General features: G+C 74.1%; 15 protein-coding genes. 8 read left to right on the top strand and 7 right to left on the bottom strand.

Translation table 11 applies throughout. The features are described 5' to 3' along the window. Positions 1-27: 27 nt before the first annotated feature. Genes VKZ81_RS08730 through VKZ81_RS08720 form a run of 3 tightly spaced genes read left to right on the top strand, consistent with a single transcriptional unit; the run spans position 28 to position 3,077 of the window. Positions 28-819: a glutaminyl-peptide cyclotransferase gene (locus VKZ81_RS08730; RefSeq protein ID WP_324240941.1), complete on the top strand. Its 792-nt coding sequence runs from the start codon at positions 28-30 to the stop codon at positions 817-819. A gap of 48 nt (positions 820-867) precedes the next feature. Beyond that, positions 868-2,577, top strand: a complete 1,710-nt coding sequence (locus VKZ81_RS08725; protein WP_414709343.1) for an MFS transporter — start codon at positions 868-870, stop codon at positions 2,575-2,577. 23 nt (positions 2,578-2,600) lie between these two features. Beyond that, a complete protein-coding gene (locus VKZ81_RS08720) occupies positions 2,601-3,077 on the top strand; it encodes a DUF2771 family protein (protein WP_324240939.1) in 477 nt (158 codons plus the stop codon). 12 nt (positions 3,078-3,089) lie between these two features. On the opposite strand, the gene VKZ81_RS08715 is transcribed toward VKZ81_RS08720, so the two are convergent. Together VKZ81_RS08715 and VKZ81_RS08710 are read right to left on the bottom strand one after the other, a co-directional pair. After that, a complete protein-coding gene (locus tag VKZ81_RS08715) occupies positions 3,090-3,476 on the bottom strand; it encodes a cold-shock protein (protein ID WP_324240938.1) in 387 nt (128 codons plus the stop codon). Between the two features lie 262 nt (positions 3,477-3,738). Continuing rightward, entirely contained in the window at positions 3,739-5,424 is a 1,686-nt protein-coding gene (locus VKZ81_RS08710; RefSeq protein WP_324241003.1) for an AMP-binding protein, read from the bottom strand. A 104-nt stretch (positions 5,425-5,528) separates the two neighbouring features. Between VKZ81_RS08710 and serS the strand changes: the two genes are divergently transcribed. Beyond that, a complete protein-coding gene (gene serS / locus VKZ81_RS08705) occupies positions 5,529-6,800 on the top strand; it encodes a serine--tRNA ligase (RefSeq protein WP_324240937.1) in 1,272 nt (423 codons plus the stop codon). A 13-nt stretch (positions 6,801-6,813) separates the two neighbouring features. Here the strand turns inward: serS and VKZ81_RS08700 are convergent, their stop codons facing one another. The 5 genes from VKZ81_RS08700 to VKZ81_RS08680 form a co-directional block, all read right to left on the bottom strand. Continuing rightward, entirely contained in the window at positions 6,814-7,983 is a 1,170-nt protein-coding gene (locus VKZ81_RS08700; RefSeq protein ID WP_324240936.1) for a S8 family peptidase, read from the bottom strand. Between the two features lie 140 nt (positions 7,984-8,123). Continuing rightward, positions 8,124-9,245: a sulfate/molybdate ABC transporter ATP-binding protein gene (locus VKZ81_RS08695; RefSeq protein WP_324240935.1), complete on the bottom strand. Its 1,122-nt coding sequence runs from the start codon at positions 9,243-9,245 to the stop codon at positions 8,124-8,126. Beyond that, positions 9,242-10,015: an ABC transporter permease gene (locus tag VKZ81_RS08690; RefSeq protein WP_324241002.1), complete on the bottom strand. Its 774-nt coding sequence runs from the start codon at positions 10,013-10,015 to the stop codon at positions 9,242-9,244. Before VKZ81_RS08690 ends, VKZ81_RS08695 begins: the two co-directional genes overlap by 4 nt. Before the next feature lie 47 nt (positions 10,016-10,062). Next, positions 10,063-10,806, bottom strand: coding sequence for a molybdate ABC transporter substrate-binding protein (gene modA, locus VKZ81_RS08685; protein ID WP_324240934.1), 744 nt, complete (start codon positions 10,804-10,806; stop codon positions 10,063-10,065). Positions 10,807-10,823: 17 nt separating this feature from the next. Next, a complete protein-coding gene (locus tag VKZ81_RS08680) occupies positions 10,824-11,228 on the bottom strand; it encodes a TOBE domain-containing protein (protein ID WP_324240933.1) in 405 nt (134 codons plus the stop codon). Positions 11,229-11,295: 67 nt separating this feature from the next. Here VKZ81_RS08680 and VKZ81_RS08675 point away from each other — a divergent pair, with 67 nt between their 5' ends. The 4 genes from VKZ81_RS08675 to VKZ81_RS08660 all read left to right on the top strand — a co-directional run bounded on the left by VKZ81_RS08675 (position 11,296) and on the right by VKZ81_RS08660 (position 14,512). Then, positions 11,296-12,501: an acyl-CoA dehydrogenase family protein gene (locus VKZ81_RS08675; protein ID WP_414709342.1), complete on the top strand. Its 1,206-nt coding sequence runs from the start codon at positions 11,296-11,298 to the stop codon at positions 12,499-12,501. 261 nt (positions 12,502-12,762) lie between these two features. Then, positions 12,763-13,824: a GTP 3',8-cyclase MoaA gene (gene moaA, locus VKZ81_RS08670; protein WP_324240932.1), complete on the top strand. Its 1,062-nt coding sequence runs from the start codon at positions 12,763-12,765 to the stop codon at positions 13,822-13,824. Position 13,825: 1 nt separating this feature from the next. Continuing rightward, positions 13,826-14,092 carry a MoaD/ThiS family protein gene (locus VKZ81_RS08665; protein WP_324240931.1) on the top strand — a complete coding sequence of 89 codons (267 nt, stop codon included), beginning with the start codon at positions 13,826-13,828 and terminating at the stop codon, positions 14,090-14,092. 57 nt (positions 14,093-14,149) lie between these two features. After that, the gene (locus VKZ81_RS08660; protein WP_324240930.1) at positions 14,150-14,512 is read left to right on the top strand and encodes a VOC family protein; all 363 of its coding nucleotides are present in this window, start codon (positions 14,150-14,152) and stop codon (positions 14,510-14,512) included. Positions 14,513-14,536: the final 24 nt, after the last annotated feature.

The following is a 14,536-nucleotide window of genomic DNA, read 5'->3' as shown; positions in this document are numbered from 1 at the left end:
CGGACGGATTGTGCCACCCTCTCCGCCATGACCTTCGGCCGTGCACTGCTCGGTGCGCTGGCCATCGCGCTCGCCGGGTGCGCCGCGGCCGCGCCCGCGGCTCCACCCGCGGGGCCCGGCGGCGTCGAACGGCTCCGGCCGACGGTGCTCGCCGAGCTCCCGCACGACACCGACGCGTTCACCCAGGGCCTCGAGCTCGCCCCGGACGGCCGGCTGTACGAGGGCACGGGCCTCGCCGGCCGGTCCCGGCTGCGCGAGCTGGACCCGCAGACCGGCGAGGTCCGCCGCGAGGTGGCGCTGCCCGGGTCGCTCTTCGGCGAGGGCATCACCGTGGTCGACGACCGGATCTGGCAGCTGACCTGGCAGGACGGGATCGCGCTCGAGTGGGACCGGGCCGACCTCGAGCTGCTGCGCCAGGTGCCGATCGACGGCGAGGGCTGGGGCCTGTGCCGCGACGGCGGCCGGCTCGTGCGCAGCGACGGCACCGACCGGCTGCGCTTCCACGACCCCGTCTCGTTCGCCGAGACCGGCTCGGTGGCCGTCACCCTCGACGGCGAGCCGGTCACCGAGATCAACGAGCTCGAGTGCGTCGACGGCCAGGTGTGGGCGAACATCTGGCAGACCGACCGGATCGTGCGGATCGACCCGGCCGACGGCCGCGTCACGGCGGTCGTGGACGCCGCCGGGCTGCTCGACGACACGCGCCGCGCGGGCGCCGACGTGCTCAACGGCATCGCCGCGGTCGGGGACGGCGAATACCTGCTCACCGGCAAGTTCTGGCCCGCGTCGTTCCGGGTCCGCTTCACGCCCGCGGGATAGATCGCCGAACGCGCCCGTCCCCACGACCGGATGGGACAGAATGGGGCGGTGGCCCGTCCCGAGTCGCCCCGCCCTCGTCGCGGCCTGCGCGGCCGCCGCACGTGGGTCACCGTGGACGAGGGGCGCCCGCAGGCGGCGCACGAGCGGCCCGGCACCGAGCGCCCCGACACCGTGCGGTCCGGCACCGTGCCCTCGGACGAGGTGCCCTCCGACACCGTGCGATCCGACGCCGGGCGATCCGACACCGGGCGCTACGTGCCGCGCAGGCGCTATCCGTGGCACGACGACCCGGACTACGACCCGGCCGCCCACCGCCGCACGCCCCCGCCGCGCACCTGGACGCCCCCGCCTGCGGCGGCCGCCGCGGAGCCCGAACCGGCGCCGCCCCCACGGCAGCCACCGGAGCCACCGGAGCCGCCGACCACCCGGCGGATGCCGCGCAAGCTCACCGTCACCCGCGTCGCCGCGCTGCGCAGCCGCGAGCTGACCGAGGGCGGCATCCGGGCGTTCCGCCGCGCCACCACGGCCGACGGGGCGGACCGCTCCGGCCTCGCGGCGCTCACCTACGCCACGATGATGAGCTACGCGATCGACGCCGCGGTGGCGGTCGCGCTGGCCAACACGCTGTTCTTCGCCGCCGCCACGGCGGAGAGCAAGACCAACGTCGCGCTCTACCTGATCATCACGGTCGCCCCGTTCGCGGTGGTGGCGCCGGTGATCGGGCCGATGCTCGACCGGCTGCAGCGCGGGCGGCGCGCCGCGCTCGCCGTCTCGTGCTTCGGGCGGGCGGCGCTCGCGGTCGTGATGGCCTTCAACTACGAGAACTGGCTGCTCTACCCGGCCGCGCTGGGCGCGATGGTGCTGAGCAAGTCGTTCGCGGTGCTCAAGGCGGCCGTCACGCCGCGCGTGCTGCCCAGCGCCATCACGCTCGTCACCACCAACTCCCGCCTCACCACGTTCGGGCTGGTCGCGGGCGGGGTCGCCGGCGCGGTGGCGGCCGGGGTGGCCTGGCTGTGGGACTCGCCGGGCGCGCTGTTCTTCACGGCCGTGCTCGGCGTGGCGGGCACCGTGCTGTGCCTGCGGATCCCGCGCTGGGTCGAGTCCACGGCCGGCGAGGTCGCGGCCACGCTGCGCACCACGGCGCGGGGCAGGCGCACCCCGATGGGCCGCCGCGTCACCGTCGCGCTGTGGGGCAACGGCGCGGTGCGGGTGCTCACCGGGTTCCTCACCCTCTACGTGGCGTTCGTGGTGCGCGAGCAGTCGGAGACCGACCCGGCGTGGCAGGTCTTCCTCATCGGCCTCGTCGGGGCCGCGGCCGGCCTCGGCTCGTTCACCGGCAACGCGGTCGGCTCCCGGCGGCAGTTCCTCCGCTCCGACGCTGTGATCATGTCGTGCGTCACCGCCGCCGTGGTGGTGAGCACCGTGGCGGCCCTGCTGCCGGGCATCGCCACCGCGGCGCTGGTCGGCCTCATCGGCGCCGCGGCCAGCGCGCTCGCGAAGGTCTGCCTCGACGCGGTGATCCAGCGCGACCTCCCCGAGGAGTCGCGGGCCTCGGCGTTCGGGCGGTCGGAGACCGTGCTCGCCCTGGCGTGGGTGCTCGGCGGCGCCATCGGCGTGCTGCTGCCGCACGACACGTTCTGGCTCGGCTTCGCCGTGATCGCGACCGTCATCGCGCTCGCCGGGGTGCAGTCGGCGCTCGTCGCCCGCGGGCGCAGCCTGCTGCCGTTCCTCGGGCACCGGGCACCGCAGGCCGGGTAGCCCGCCTTGCGTACGGTGGTCGCGTGCCGCGCCGCCTGCTCGCCGCCCCCGTCGCCGCGCTGCTCCTGGCCGGCTGCGGGGCGCAGGAACCGCCACCGCCGCCCGAGGTGACGTTCACGGCCGGCGCGGCCGGCACCGTCGCCCGCCCGGCGCAGTACTGCGACCTCGAGCTCACCGAGTGCGTCACCGACGTCGCCGCGCCGGTGCGCCTCCCCGTGCCGCCGGGCACCCCCCTGCAGGTCGCGGTGCCACCGGAGATCGCGCAGACGCCCTGGCAGGTCGTCTTCAGCTACACGGATGCCGAGGGCACCCCGATCGACGAGCGCAGCCCGGTGTTCGCCCCCGGCGCGCGCAGCGACTGGACGTTGCAGCTGAGCGCGCCGGAGGCACGGTTGATCACCGCCGAGGTGCAGCAGTACGGCCCACCACCGCAGCCGAATCCGGACACCGGGGAACTGGAGTTCCCCATCCGGGCGAGCTGGGTGCTGAACGCGGAGTGAGGGGCCGCCCCGCTAGCCGTCGAGGTCGCGCGCGACCGCGCGCACCACGTCGGCGGCGAGCTTGCACGTGCGGCGGTCCGGGTAGCGGCCGCGGCGCAGGTCGGGCTGGACCTTCGTCTCGAGCAGCCGGATCATGTCCTCGATCAGGCTGTGCAGGTCCTCGGCCGGTCGTCGGGTGGCCTCGACCACGGACGGCGGCTTGTCCACGATCCGCACCGACAGCGCCTGCGGTCCGCGCCTGCCCTCGGCCATCCCGAACTCGACGCGCTGGCCCGCCTTGAGCGCCTGCACCCCGGCCGGCAGCGCGGCCTTGCGAACGTAGACGTCCTCGCCGCCGTCCTGAGCGAGGAACCCGAAGCCCTTTTCGGCGTCGTACCACTTGACCCTGCCGGTCGGCACCCCTGCTCACCCGTTCCTCGATCGAACCCGACGTCATGCGGCCCCCAGCCGGGACCGCATGACGAACGCGCCCCGAGATGCCGTGACCGCCACTTGGTCGGCCCATCGAGCGACACCGGGACGCGTACCACCACACTAGTCCGAGCGACGGGGCGCGCGCACCCGTCCAATTCTCACCAGTCGCATCCGCACCACCGGCACGCTGCCCGCACCCCGCCCTCCGTCGGCGCGGTACACCGGAAGGCGCTGGTCCAGCCCCCGCTCAGGCGTTGCGGATCCTCGCCGCCTCCTGCAGGTCGAGCATCTCGATGCTCTTCTGGCGCATCTCCACCTTCCGCACCTTGCCGGTGACCGTCATCGGGAACGAGTCGACCACCAGCACGTACTTCGGGATCTTGTAGTGGGCGAGCTTGCCGGTGGCGAACTCGCGCAGCGCCTCGGCCGTGAGCTCCGGCGCGCCCTCGCGCAGCGTCACCCACGCGCACAGCTCCTCGCCGTAGCGCTCGTCGGGCACCCCGACGACCTGCGCGTCGACGATGTCCGGGTGCGTGTAGAGGAACTCCTCGATCTCGCGCGGGTAGATGTTCTCCCCGCCCCGGATCACCATGTCCTTGATCCGGCCGGTGATGTTGACGTAGCCCTCGTCGTCCATCACGCCCAGGTCGCCGGTGTGCATCCAGCGGGCCTTGTCGATCACCTCGGCCGTCTTGTCCGGCTGCTCCCAGTAGCCGAGCATCACCGAGTAGCCGCGGGTGCACAGCTCCCCGGGCGTCCCGCGGGGCACGGTCAGGCCGGTCTCCGGGTCGATGATCTTCACCTCGACGTGCGGGTGCACCCGCCCGACCGTGGACACGCGCCGCTCGAGCGAGTCGTCGGCCCGGGTCTGGGTGGAGACCGGTGACGTCTCGGTCATGCCGTAGCAGATCGTCACCTCGGTCATCCCCATCCGGTCCACGACCTGCTTCATCACCTCCACCGGGCAGGGCGAGCCGGCCATGATGCCGGTGCGCAGCGACGAGAGGTCGAAGGAGTCGAAGTCGGGGTCGTTCAGCTCCGCGATGAACATCGTCGGCACCCCGTAGAGCGAGGTGCAGCGCTCCTGGGCGACGGCCTTCAGCGTGGCCTTCGGGTCGAAGCCGGGGCCGGGGATCACCATGGTCGAGCCGTTGGTGGTGGCGCCGAGGTTGCCCATCACCATGCCGAAGCAGTGGTAGAAGGGCACCGGGATGCACACCCGGTCCTGCGGCGTGTAGCCGCACAGCCGTCCCACGAAGTAGCCGTTGTTGAGGATGTTGTGGTGGGACAGCGTGGCGCCCTTCGGGAACCCCGTGGTCCCGGACGTGTACTGGATGTTGATCGGGTCGTCGGGCGAGAGCGCCGCCTGCAGCCGCGCGAGCTCGGCCCGGTCGCCGCGGCGGCCGTCCTCCACGAGCTCGTCCCAGTTGGGGCGGCCGATGAGGATCACCTGCCGCAGCGCGGGGCAGTTCGGCCGGACCTGTTTGATCATCGCCTCGTAGTCGGAGGTCTTGAAGCTCGGCGTGGCGATGAGCATCGAGATCCCGGCCTGGTTGAGCACGTACTCGAGCTCGTGGGTGCGGTAGGCCGGGTTGATGTTGACCAGGATCGCCCCGAGCTTGGCCGTGGCGTACTGCACGAGGGTCCACTCGGGGAGGTTCGGCGCCCAGATGCCGATCCGGTCGCCCTTCGCCACCCCGGCCGCGTGCAGGCCGAGCGCGAGCGTGTCGACGTCCTCGCGCATCCGCCCGTAGGTCCAGCGCCTCCCGCTCGGCACGTCGACCATGGCCTCGGCGTCCGGCTGGGCGGCCGCCATGCGGTCGAAGTTGTCCCCGATGGTGTCGCCGAGCAGCGGGACGTCGGACGTCCCGGAGGCGTACGACGGAAGGGCGGGCGCAGCGGCAGCTGACACGGCGATCGGTCCTTTCGACATCATCGGCGGCAGGTATCGCGCGCTCATCCTGCGACGCCCAGCGGACGACCGCCACCTCCGGATGGGGAGGAAACCCCGTCGCGGGGTGCCGATACCCTCGGAAGATGCACGATCCGCGGGTGCTTCTCGACCCTGCCACCGACGCCGTCCGCAAGCTCGCCCGGCGGGGCTACACGCTGGACACGGCGTCCCTGGAGAAGCTGCTGGCCGCCCGCAACTCCGCCATCCAGCGCGGCGACGAGGCGCGGGCCGAGTCGAAGCGGGTCGCGAACGCCGTGAAGGGCGCCGCGCCCGAGGAGCGCGAGGCGCTGGTCGCCCGGGCCCGGGAGCTCAAGGCGGTCGTGTCGGCCGCCGAGGAGGAGCACCGGGCGGCGGAGGCCGAGCTGCAGGAGCTCCTGCTCGGCATCCCCAACCTGCCCGCCGACGAGCTGCCCGACGGCGCGAGCGACGAGGACGCCGAGGAGGTGCGCCGCTGGGGCGAGCGCCCGGAGTTCGACTTCACCCCGCTCGACCACGTCGACCTCGGCGAGCGGCTCGGCATCCTCGACCTGCCGCGGGCCACGAAGCTGTCCGGGCCCCGGTTCGCGGTGCTGCGCGGCAAGGGCGCCGCCCTGGAGCGGGCGATCGCCCGCTACCTGCTCGACCTGCACACCGCACAGCACGGCTACACCGAGTTCTCGGTGCCCACGCTCGTCAACCGCGTCACGATGACGGGAACCGGCCAGCTGCCGAAGTTCGAGCAGGATCTGTTCAAGACCGGCGTCGGCGACCGCGAGCTCTTCCTCATCCCCACCGCCGAGGTGCCGCTCACCAACCTGCACGCGAAGGAGACGCTCGACCTCGAGCAGCTGCCGCTGGCCTACACCGCCCACACGCCCTGCTTCCGCTCCGAGGCGGGCTCGTACGGCAAGGACACGCGCGGGCTGATCCGGCTGCACGAGTTCTCCAAGGTCGAGCTCGTGCGCATCGTCGACGCCGAGCGCTCCCGCGAGGAGCTGGAGGTGCTGCTCGGGCACGCCGAGGCGGCGATGCAGGGCCTCGGCCTGGCCTACCGCGTGGTGAAGCTCGCCGCGGGCGACATCGGGTTCTCGGCGGAGTTCACCTACGACATCGAGGTGTGGCTGCCGGGCCAGAACGCCTACCGGGAGATCAGCTCGGTGTCGGACTTCGGCACGTTCCAGGCCCGCCGCGCCGGCATCCGCACGAAGTCGAAGGACGGCAAGCGGGGCTTCGCCGCCACCCTGAACGGCTCCGGGCTGCCGATCGGGCGCACGCTCGTCGCGGTGCTCGAGCAGGGCCAGCAGGCCGACGGCTCGGTACGCCTGCCGGAGGCGCTCGTCCCGTACGCGGGCTTCGAGGTGCTCGAGCCGGCCTGATCGCGGGCGCCGCTCACAACCCGCCGGTGTTGAGCAGCCGGTTGGGCGTGCCGCCGATCCCGCCGCCGCGGACGACGCCGGGCGTCGCGTTGTCGATGATCCACTTCTCGACCGCGGCGCTCGGCGCGTCGCCGAAGGTCTGCTTGTAGAGCGCCGCCACGCCGGCCGCGTGCGGCGCGGCCATCGACGTGCCCGTGTAGGAGGCGACCCCGCCGCCCGGCACCGTCGAGCGGATGTGCGTGCCGGGCGCGTAGAGGTCCACGCAGGGGCCGGTGGACGAGCTGGTGGCGCGCTGGTCGTCGATCGTGGAGTTGGCGACGACGAGCACGCCGGGGAACGCGCGGGGCGCCACCGTGCAGTCGTCGGCGCCGGAGTTGCCCGCCGACGACGCGACGAACACCCCCTTGTCGACGAGCCCCGCCACCGCGGAGAGCAGCACCTCCGACGGCCCGTAGCTCCACGACATGACCGCGACCGAGGGCCCCTGCGCGGTGGTGGCGACGTGGTCGACGCCCGCCAGCAGCGACGACAGCGTCCCCGCGCCGTTGCAGTCGAGCACCTTGACCGCCCGGACCTGCGCCTTCTTCGCCACGCCGAAGTCGCGGGACGCGGCGATGCCCGCGACGACGGTGCCGTGCCCGTCGCAGTCGCGGTCGTCGGTGTCCACGGTGTTCAGCGCCCAGGCGGCCCGCCCCTCGAACTGCGGGTGGGTCACGTCGACGCCGGTGTCCAGCACGTAGATCGTGACGCCCTCGCCCGTCGCGTTCGTCGTGTACCGGTGGTCGAGCGGCAGCGTGCGCTGGTCGATGCGGTCGAGGCCCCAGTTCGGCGGGTCGGGCTGCAGGCCCTCGGCCATCTCCCGCCTGCGGCCGGGGTCGAGCGGGACCACGCGCCGGTCCTCCTCCACCCCCAGCACCCCGTCCCGCGCCTTCAGCCGGGCGACCTGGGCGCGGTTCATCGGCGCCGCGAAGCCGGCGAAGGCGTGCCCGAACGCCCGGGTCGGCCGCACCCCGACCGCGGCCGCGGCGGCGTTCGCGTCGGCGGCCGAACGGGCGTGCACCACGTACGGCACGGGCTCGCCGAGGTCCTCGCCGGCGTGCGCGGTGCCGGGCAGGACGACCGCGACAGCCAGCTGCAGCACGAGCGCCACGGGGGCGCCGATGCGCAGGAGGGACCGCGTCACGATCAGCGACGCTACGGTCCTGGTACGGGTGGGAACAGAGACACGATCGTGGCTGGTGTGACGGATGAGCACCGATGGGGTGACGGAGCGTTCCGGCGCCCCCGGTGTGGGGTACGGGTGCAGGCGGTGCCCGTCCCCGCTCACGAGCGGGTGGAGTCCGCCTCCGGTGCCCCGACCCCGGCCGCGTGGATGGCCACCTCGGTCGCCTTCACCGCGAACCACACCCGCGCACCGGGCTCGGCGCCCAGCTCGGCCACGGCGGCCGGGGTGACGTCGGCGGCGAGGCCCTCCGCCCACGGCGGCCCGTCGGGCACCGCGGCGGCCCGCAGCCGCACGACGTCCCCGTGCGGCTCGACCGCGGCCACCCGCACCGGCACCACGTTGCGCGGGCTGCCGTGCGGCCGCTCCGCGAACACCGCGACGGCCGAGGGCGGGAACACCGCGACCGCGGGCTCACCCTCGGCGAGGCCGCCGTCCCGGCCCGCGACGACGGTGCCGTCGGGGGCCAGCAGGCCCTCGGGGCACGCGGTGCCGGGCACGAGGTCGAGACCCGCGATCCGCGCGGTGAACGGGCTGCGCGGGCGGGCGAGCACCTCCCGGGTGGGTCCCTCCTCGACGACCCGGCCCGCGGTGAGCACGACGACCCGATCCGACAGCACGAGCGCGTCGAGGGCGGAGTGGGTGACCAGCACCGCGGTCTGGCCGGCCGCGCGCACCACGCGGCGCAGCAGCGAGCGCATGGCGGGGGCGGCGTCGACGTCCAGCGCGGCGAGCGGCTCGTCGAGCAGCAGCAGGTCCGGTCCGGGTGCGAGCGCGCGGGCGAGGGCGACCCGCTGCTGCTGCCCGCCCGACATCCGGGCCGGGCGGCGGTCGGCGAGCTCGGCGGCGTCCACGGCGGCGAGCAGCTCCCGCGCCCGCCGCTCGGCCTCCCGCCGGGGCACGCCCGCGGCCCGCGGGCCGAACGCGACGTTGCCCAGCGCGGAAAGGTGCGGGAACAGCAGCGGCTCCTGCGCGAGCAGCCCGACCCCGCGCCGGTGCGGGGGCACGTGCAGCCCGGCGGCCGGGTCGGCGACGGTGGTGTCCCCGAGCCGGACGTGGCCCTCGTCCGGGCGCACCAGCCCGGCCAGCACCCCGAGCAGCGTCGATTTGCCCGCCCCGTTCGGCCCGAGCACGGCGAGCACCTCGCCCGACGCCGCCTGGAGTTCCACGTCGAGGGTGAACGCCGGGCGCCGGACGACGACGTGCGCGTCGAGCGCGGTCACCGCAGGCCCTCCACGGTGCGGGGGCGGGCGACCGCGATCACCACGACCGCGACCACGACGAGCAGCAGCGACAGCGCCACCGCCGCGTCCACGTCGCTCTCGCGCTCCAGGTAGACCAGCAGTGGAAGCGTGCGGGTGGTGCCCTGCAGGCTGCCCGCGAACGCGATCGTGGCGCCGAACTCGCCGAGGCACCGGGCGAACGCCAGCACCGCCCCCGACGCCAGGCCCGGCAGCACCAGCGGCACCGTGACGCGGCGGAAGGCGAGCCAGGGCGCGGCGCCGAGCGTGGCCGCGACCGCCTCGTAGCGCCGCCCCGCGGTGCGCAGCGTCCCCTCGAGGCTGACCACCAGGAACGGCATCGCCACGAACGTCTGCGCCAGCACCACGGCCGCCGTCGTGAACGGCACGGTGATCCCGAACGCGAGGTAGAGCGAACGCCCGACGAACCCGGTGCGTCCCAGCAGGAACAGCAGCGCGAGGCCGCCGACCACCGGCGGCAGCACCAGCGGCAGCAGCACCACCGAGCGCAGCACCCGCAGGCCGCGCACCCGGCCCCGCGCGAGCACCACCGCGAGCGGGCCCCCGAACAGGACGCACAGCGTCGTCGAGATCGCGGCCGTGAGCAGCGACAGGCGCAGCGCGTCGAGCGCCGACTCGCTGAGCAGCAGCTCGGGCAGGCGCGGCCAGTCCGCGCGCACCGCGAGGCCGACGACCGGCAGCGCGATCAGCGCGAACGCGAGCGCCGCCGGCACCCAGAGCAGCCGCGGCAGGCCGACGCCCGTGTCGTGGTCGTCGGTGCGGGGGGCCGCCTGCCGGGTCACGGGCGCCCGAAGCCCGCCGAACCGAGCACCGCCCGCCCCGAGGGCCCGGTGACGAGCGACCGGAACGCGCGGGCGAGGTCGGCGTCGGGCACGTCGGCGATCACCGCGATCGGGTACTCGGTGCGGGCCAGGTCCGCCTCGCAGAACGCGATGCCCGCCACGTCGTCCCCGGCGGCGCGCACGTCGCTGGCGTAGACCAGGCCGGCGTCGGCGTCGCGGGTGACGACCTTGCCGAGCACCGACTCGACGTCCGGCTCCTCGCTCACCGGGTCCAGCGCCACGCCGGTGGCCCGTTCCACCCGCTCGGCGGCCGCCCCGCACGGCACCTGGGGGGCGCAGACGACGACCTGCAGGCCGGGACGGGCGAGGTCGGCGAAGGACGCGATGCCGGCGGGGTTGCCGGACGGGGTGGCGATCTGCAGGACGTTCGTGGCGAACACCACCGGCTCCCCGTCGACGAGCCCGGCGTCCGCGACGGTCCGCATCGTGGCGGGGTCGGCGGTGGCGAGCACCTCGGCCGGGGCGCCGTGGACGACCTGCTGGGCGAGGTCGGAGGACGCGCCGAAGCCGAACACGACGTCGACGCCCGGGTGGACCTCCTCGAACCGGGTCTCGAGCTCGCCGAACGCCTCCGTGAGCGACGCGGCGGCGAAGACCGTGAGCGTCCGCGGCTCGGGTTGCCCCGCGGCGGCACCACCGCCGCCCGCGCCGGAGCAGGCCGCGAGCAGCAGCGCTGCCACCGCCGCGGCCGCCCACCTCACGAGCTCGCCCCCGGGGTCTCGACGACCACCGTGGTCGACTTGATCACCGCGACCGCGAGCGCGCCGGGCTCGAGGCCCATCTCCCTGACCGCCTCGCTCGACATCAGCGAGACGATCCGGTGCGGCCCGCACTGCATCTCGACCTGCGCCATCACCCGGTCCGCCACCACCGACGTGACCAGGCCGACCAGCCGGTTGCGCGCCGAGCTGCGCACGTCGGACGGGTCGGGCGGCGCGGCCGCGTGGTCGCGGGCGAACGCGGCGAGCGCGGCACCGTCGATCACCTTGCGGTTCGACGCGTCGACCTGCACGGGCAGCGCCCCCGCGTCGACCCAGCGGCGCACGGTGTCATCACTGACGCCGAGCAGCCGGGCGGCCTCGGCGATCCTGAATTGCGGCACGAACCCGACAATAGGTCCGCGGATGCGACTTCAGCCAGGACGGGTCGTCTGTGGTTGGGTTCTGGTCGTGGACTTCGAACCCAGCACCGTGGCTGCCGACTACACGAGGCGGATGCGCGAGTTCCTCGACGAGAGGATCATCCCCGCCGAGGCCGAGTACGAGGCGTTCCGCGCCGAGCGCCGGGGCACCCCGCAGGAGTGGGACCTGCCGCCGGTGGTCGAGGAGCTGAAGAAGGAGGCCCGCGCCCGCGGGTTGTGGAACCTGTTCCTGCCGAGCGTCTCCGGGCTGTCCAACGTCGAGTACGCCCCCATCGCCGAGGTCTCCGGCTGGTCGCCGACGATCGCGCCGGAGGCCATCAACTGCCAGGCCCCGGACACCGGCAACATGGAGACCCTGCAGCTGTTCGGCACGCCCGAGCAGAAGCAGCGGTGGCTGGAGCCCCTGCTCGAGGGTGAGATCCGCTCGGCGTTCGCCATGACCGAGCCCGACGTCGCCTCGTCGGACGCGACGAACATCCAGACCCGCATCCGCCGTGAGGGCGACGAGTACGTGATCACCGGGCGCAAGTGGTGGATCTCCGGCAGCGCCGACCCGCGCTGCAAGATCTTCATCGTCATGGGCAAGACCGACCCGGACGCGCCCAGGCACCGCCAGCAGTCGATGGTGCTGGTGCCGCGCGACACCCCGGGCTTGGAGATCAAGCGGCACCTGCCCACGTTCGGCTACCAGGACCAGCACGGGCACTCCGAGCTGGAGTTCCACGACGTGCGCGTGCCGGTGGAGAACCTGCTCGGCGAGGAGGGCGGCGGGTTCGCGATCGCCCAGGCCCGCCTCGGTCCGGGGCGCATCCACCACTGCATGCGGCTGATCGGGATGGCCGAGCGCGCGATCGACCTCATGGTCCGCCGCGCCCGCTCCCGCACCGCGTTCGGGCGCCCGCTCGCCGACCAGGGCGTGGTGCGCGAGCAGATCGCGCTCTCGCGGATCGAGGTCGAGCAGGCCCGGCTGCTCGTGCTCAAGACGGCGTGGCTCATCGACCGGTACGGCTCCAAGGGCGCCGCCACCGAGATCGCCGCGATCAAGGCGCTCTGCCCCCGCATGGCCTGCACGGTGATCGACCGGGCCATGCAGGTGCACGGCGGCGCGGCGATGAGCGACGACTTCCCGCTGGCCTCGTTCTACGTCTGGGCCCGCGCCCTGCGCTTCGCCGACGGGCCCGACGAGGTCCACCTGCGCACGGTCGCCCGCCAGGAGCTGGCCCGCCACGAGTGAGGCCCACACCCGGAGCGCGACTCGCGCACAGCGAGACCGCGACTCGCGGGCATCCAGAGCGCGACTCGCGGGGGCCCGGCGAGTCGCGCTCTCGGTGCGGGCGAGTCGCGCGCTCCGGGTGTGATCCACCCATCTTTTCGGACAGCCCGACGATCAGCATCTGCGGCGCCCTTCGACACTTCCCCGCGCAGATGCGGAAGCCGAACCGCCCCGTGATCAACGGTGCCGACACGCCCCGTTCCGGGCTATTACGCTCGTGGTGTGACGGCAACCGAGCTCGGATTCCCGGCGGTGCGGGGTTCGACCCCCCGCGATCCGGCGCGCCCCGCCGACCCGCGGCTCATCGACACGTTCGGTCGCGTCGCCACCGACCTGCGGATCTCCCTCACCGACCGCTGCAACCTGCGCTGCACCTACTGCATGCCGGCCGAGGGGCTGGACTGGATGCCGCGCGACGAGCAGCTCACCGACGAGGAGCTGGTCCGCCTCATCACGATCGCGGTGCGCGACCTCGGCGTCCACGAGCTGCGGTTCACCGGCGGCGAGCCGCTGCTGCGGCGCGGGCTGGAGAACATCATCGCCGCGTCGGCCGAGCTGGAGCCGCGCCCGGACATCTCGCTCACCACCAACGGCATCGGCCTCGCCCGCCGGGCCGAGGCGCTCGCCGCGGCGGGCGTGAACCGGCTCAACGTCTCGCTGGACACGCTGCGGCCGGACCGGTTCGCCACGATCACGCGCCGCGACCGGCTCGACGACGTGCTGGACGGCCTCGCCGCCGCGCGCGCGGCCGGTCTCGACCCCATCAAGATCAACACCGTGCTGCTGCGCGGCGTGAACGACGACGAGGCCGTCCCGCTCCTGCGGTTCGCCCTCGAACACGGCTACGAGCTGCGCTTCATCGAGCAGATGCCGCTCGACGCCCAGCACGGCTGGCAGCGGTCGGAGATGATCACCGCGGGCGAGGTGATGGAGCGGCTGCAGGAGGCCTTCACGCTCACCCCTGACCCCGCCGAACGCGGCGGGGCGCCCGCCGAGCGCTGGCTGGTGGACGGCGGGCCCGCCGTGGTCGGCGTGATCGCCTCGGTCACCCGCCCGTTCTGCGGCAGCTGCGACCGCACCCGGCTCACCGCCGACGGCCAGGTCCGGTCGTGCCTGTTCGCCCGCACCGAGACCGACCTGCGCGCGCTGGTGCGCGGCGGCGCCTCGGACGAGGAGATCGCCGACACCTGGCGGTACGCGATGTGGGGCAAGGCGGCCGGGCACGGGATCGACGACCCGGGCTTCCTGCAACCCGATCGCCCGATGAGCGCGATCGGCGGGTGAGATGGGCACGACCACCGCAACCGTCACGATCCGCTACTTCGCCGCCGCGCGCGCGGCGGCCGGCGTCGAGACCGAGCCGCTCGAGCTGCCGGAGGGCGCCACGGTGGCCGACGCGATCGCGGCCATCAGGGAGCGGCACGGCGCCGAGCTGTCCAGGGTGCTCGACCGCTGCAGCTACCTGCTCGACGAGGTCGCCGTGCGCGACCACTCCGCGACCGTCCCGGCGGGCGCCACGCTCGACGTCCTGCCCCCGTTCGCAGGCGGATGACAGGTAGGAAACTTCCTACCCTTGACTAGTAGGAGATTTCCTACCTATTGTCGCCACATGGCGATCACCCAGATCCGGACGATGACCCTGTTCGTGTCCGACCAGGAGCGGGCCAAGGCCTTCTACGTCGACCGGCTCGGCTTCGACGTGCGCACCGACCAGGCCGTCGGTGAGAACCGGTGGCTCGAGGTCGTCCCGCCGAAGGGCGGCACCGCGGTCGTGCTGCACCGGCCGTTCCCCGGGACGAGTCCGGGTGCGGGGGACGGGATCATCCTCGAGTCCGACGACCTCGACGCCGACTGCGCGGCGCTCGTCGCGGCCGGGGTGGCCGTGGACGGCCCGACGGAGATGCCGTGGGGCAGGCAGGCGACGTTCGCCGACCCGGACGGCAACGGCTTCGTGCTGACCGCGGCCCGGTGACCCGGTTGCCCCCGCCGCGGCCGT

Source organism: Pseudonocardia sp. (assembly GCF_035305885.1).
In the GTDB taxonomy this organism is placed as follows: Bacteria; Actinomycetota; Actinomycetes; order Mycobacteriales; family Pseudonocardiaceae; genus Pseudonocardia.
Note: the sequence above shows the minus strand (reverse complement) of the source record. Positions and strands in the feature narration are given on the sequence as shown.

Coding starts and splice junctions, on each gene's coding strand:
- VKZ81_RS08660 (WP_324240930.1), top strand. CDS start 14,150: ATGGCGATCACCCAGATCCGGACGATGACCCTGTTCGTGTCCGACCAG.
- VKZ81_RS08730 (WP_324240941.1), top strand. CDS start 28: ATGACCTTCGGCCGTGCACTGCTCGGTGCGCTGGCCATCGCGCTCGCC.
- serS (WP_324240937.1), top strand. CDS start 5,529: ATGCACGATCCGCGGGTGCTTCTCGACCCTGCCACCGACGCCGTCCGC.
- VKZ81_RS08710 (WP_324241003.1), bottom strand. CDS start 5,424: ATGTCGAAAGGACCGATCGCCGTGTCAGCTGCCGCTGCGCCCGCCCTT.
- VKZ81_RS08665 (WP_324240931.1), top strand. CDS start 13,826: ATGGGCACGACCACCGCAACCGTCACGATCCGCTACTTCGCCGCCGCG.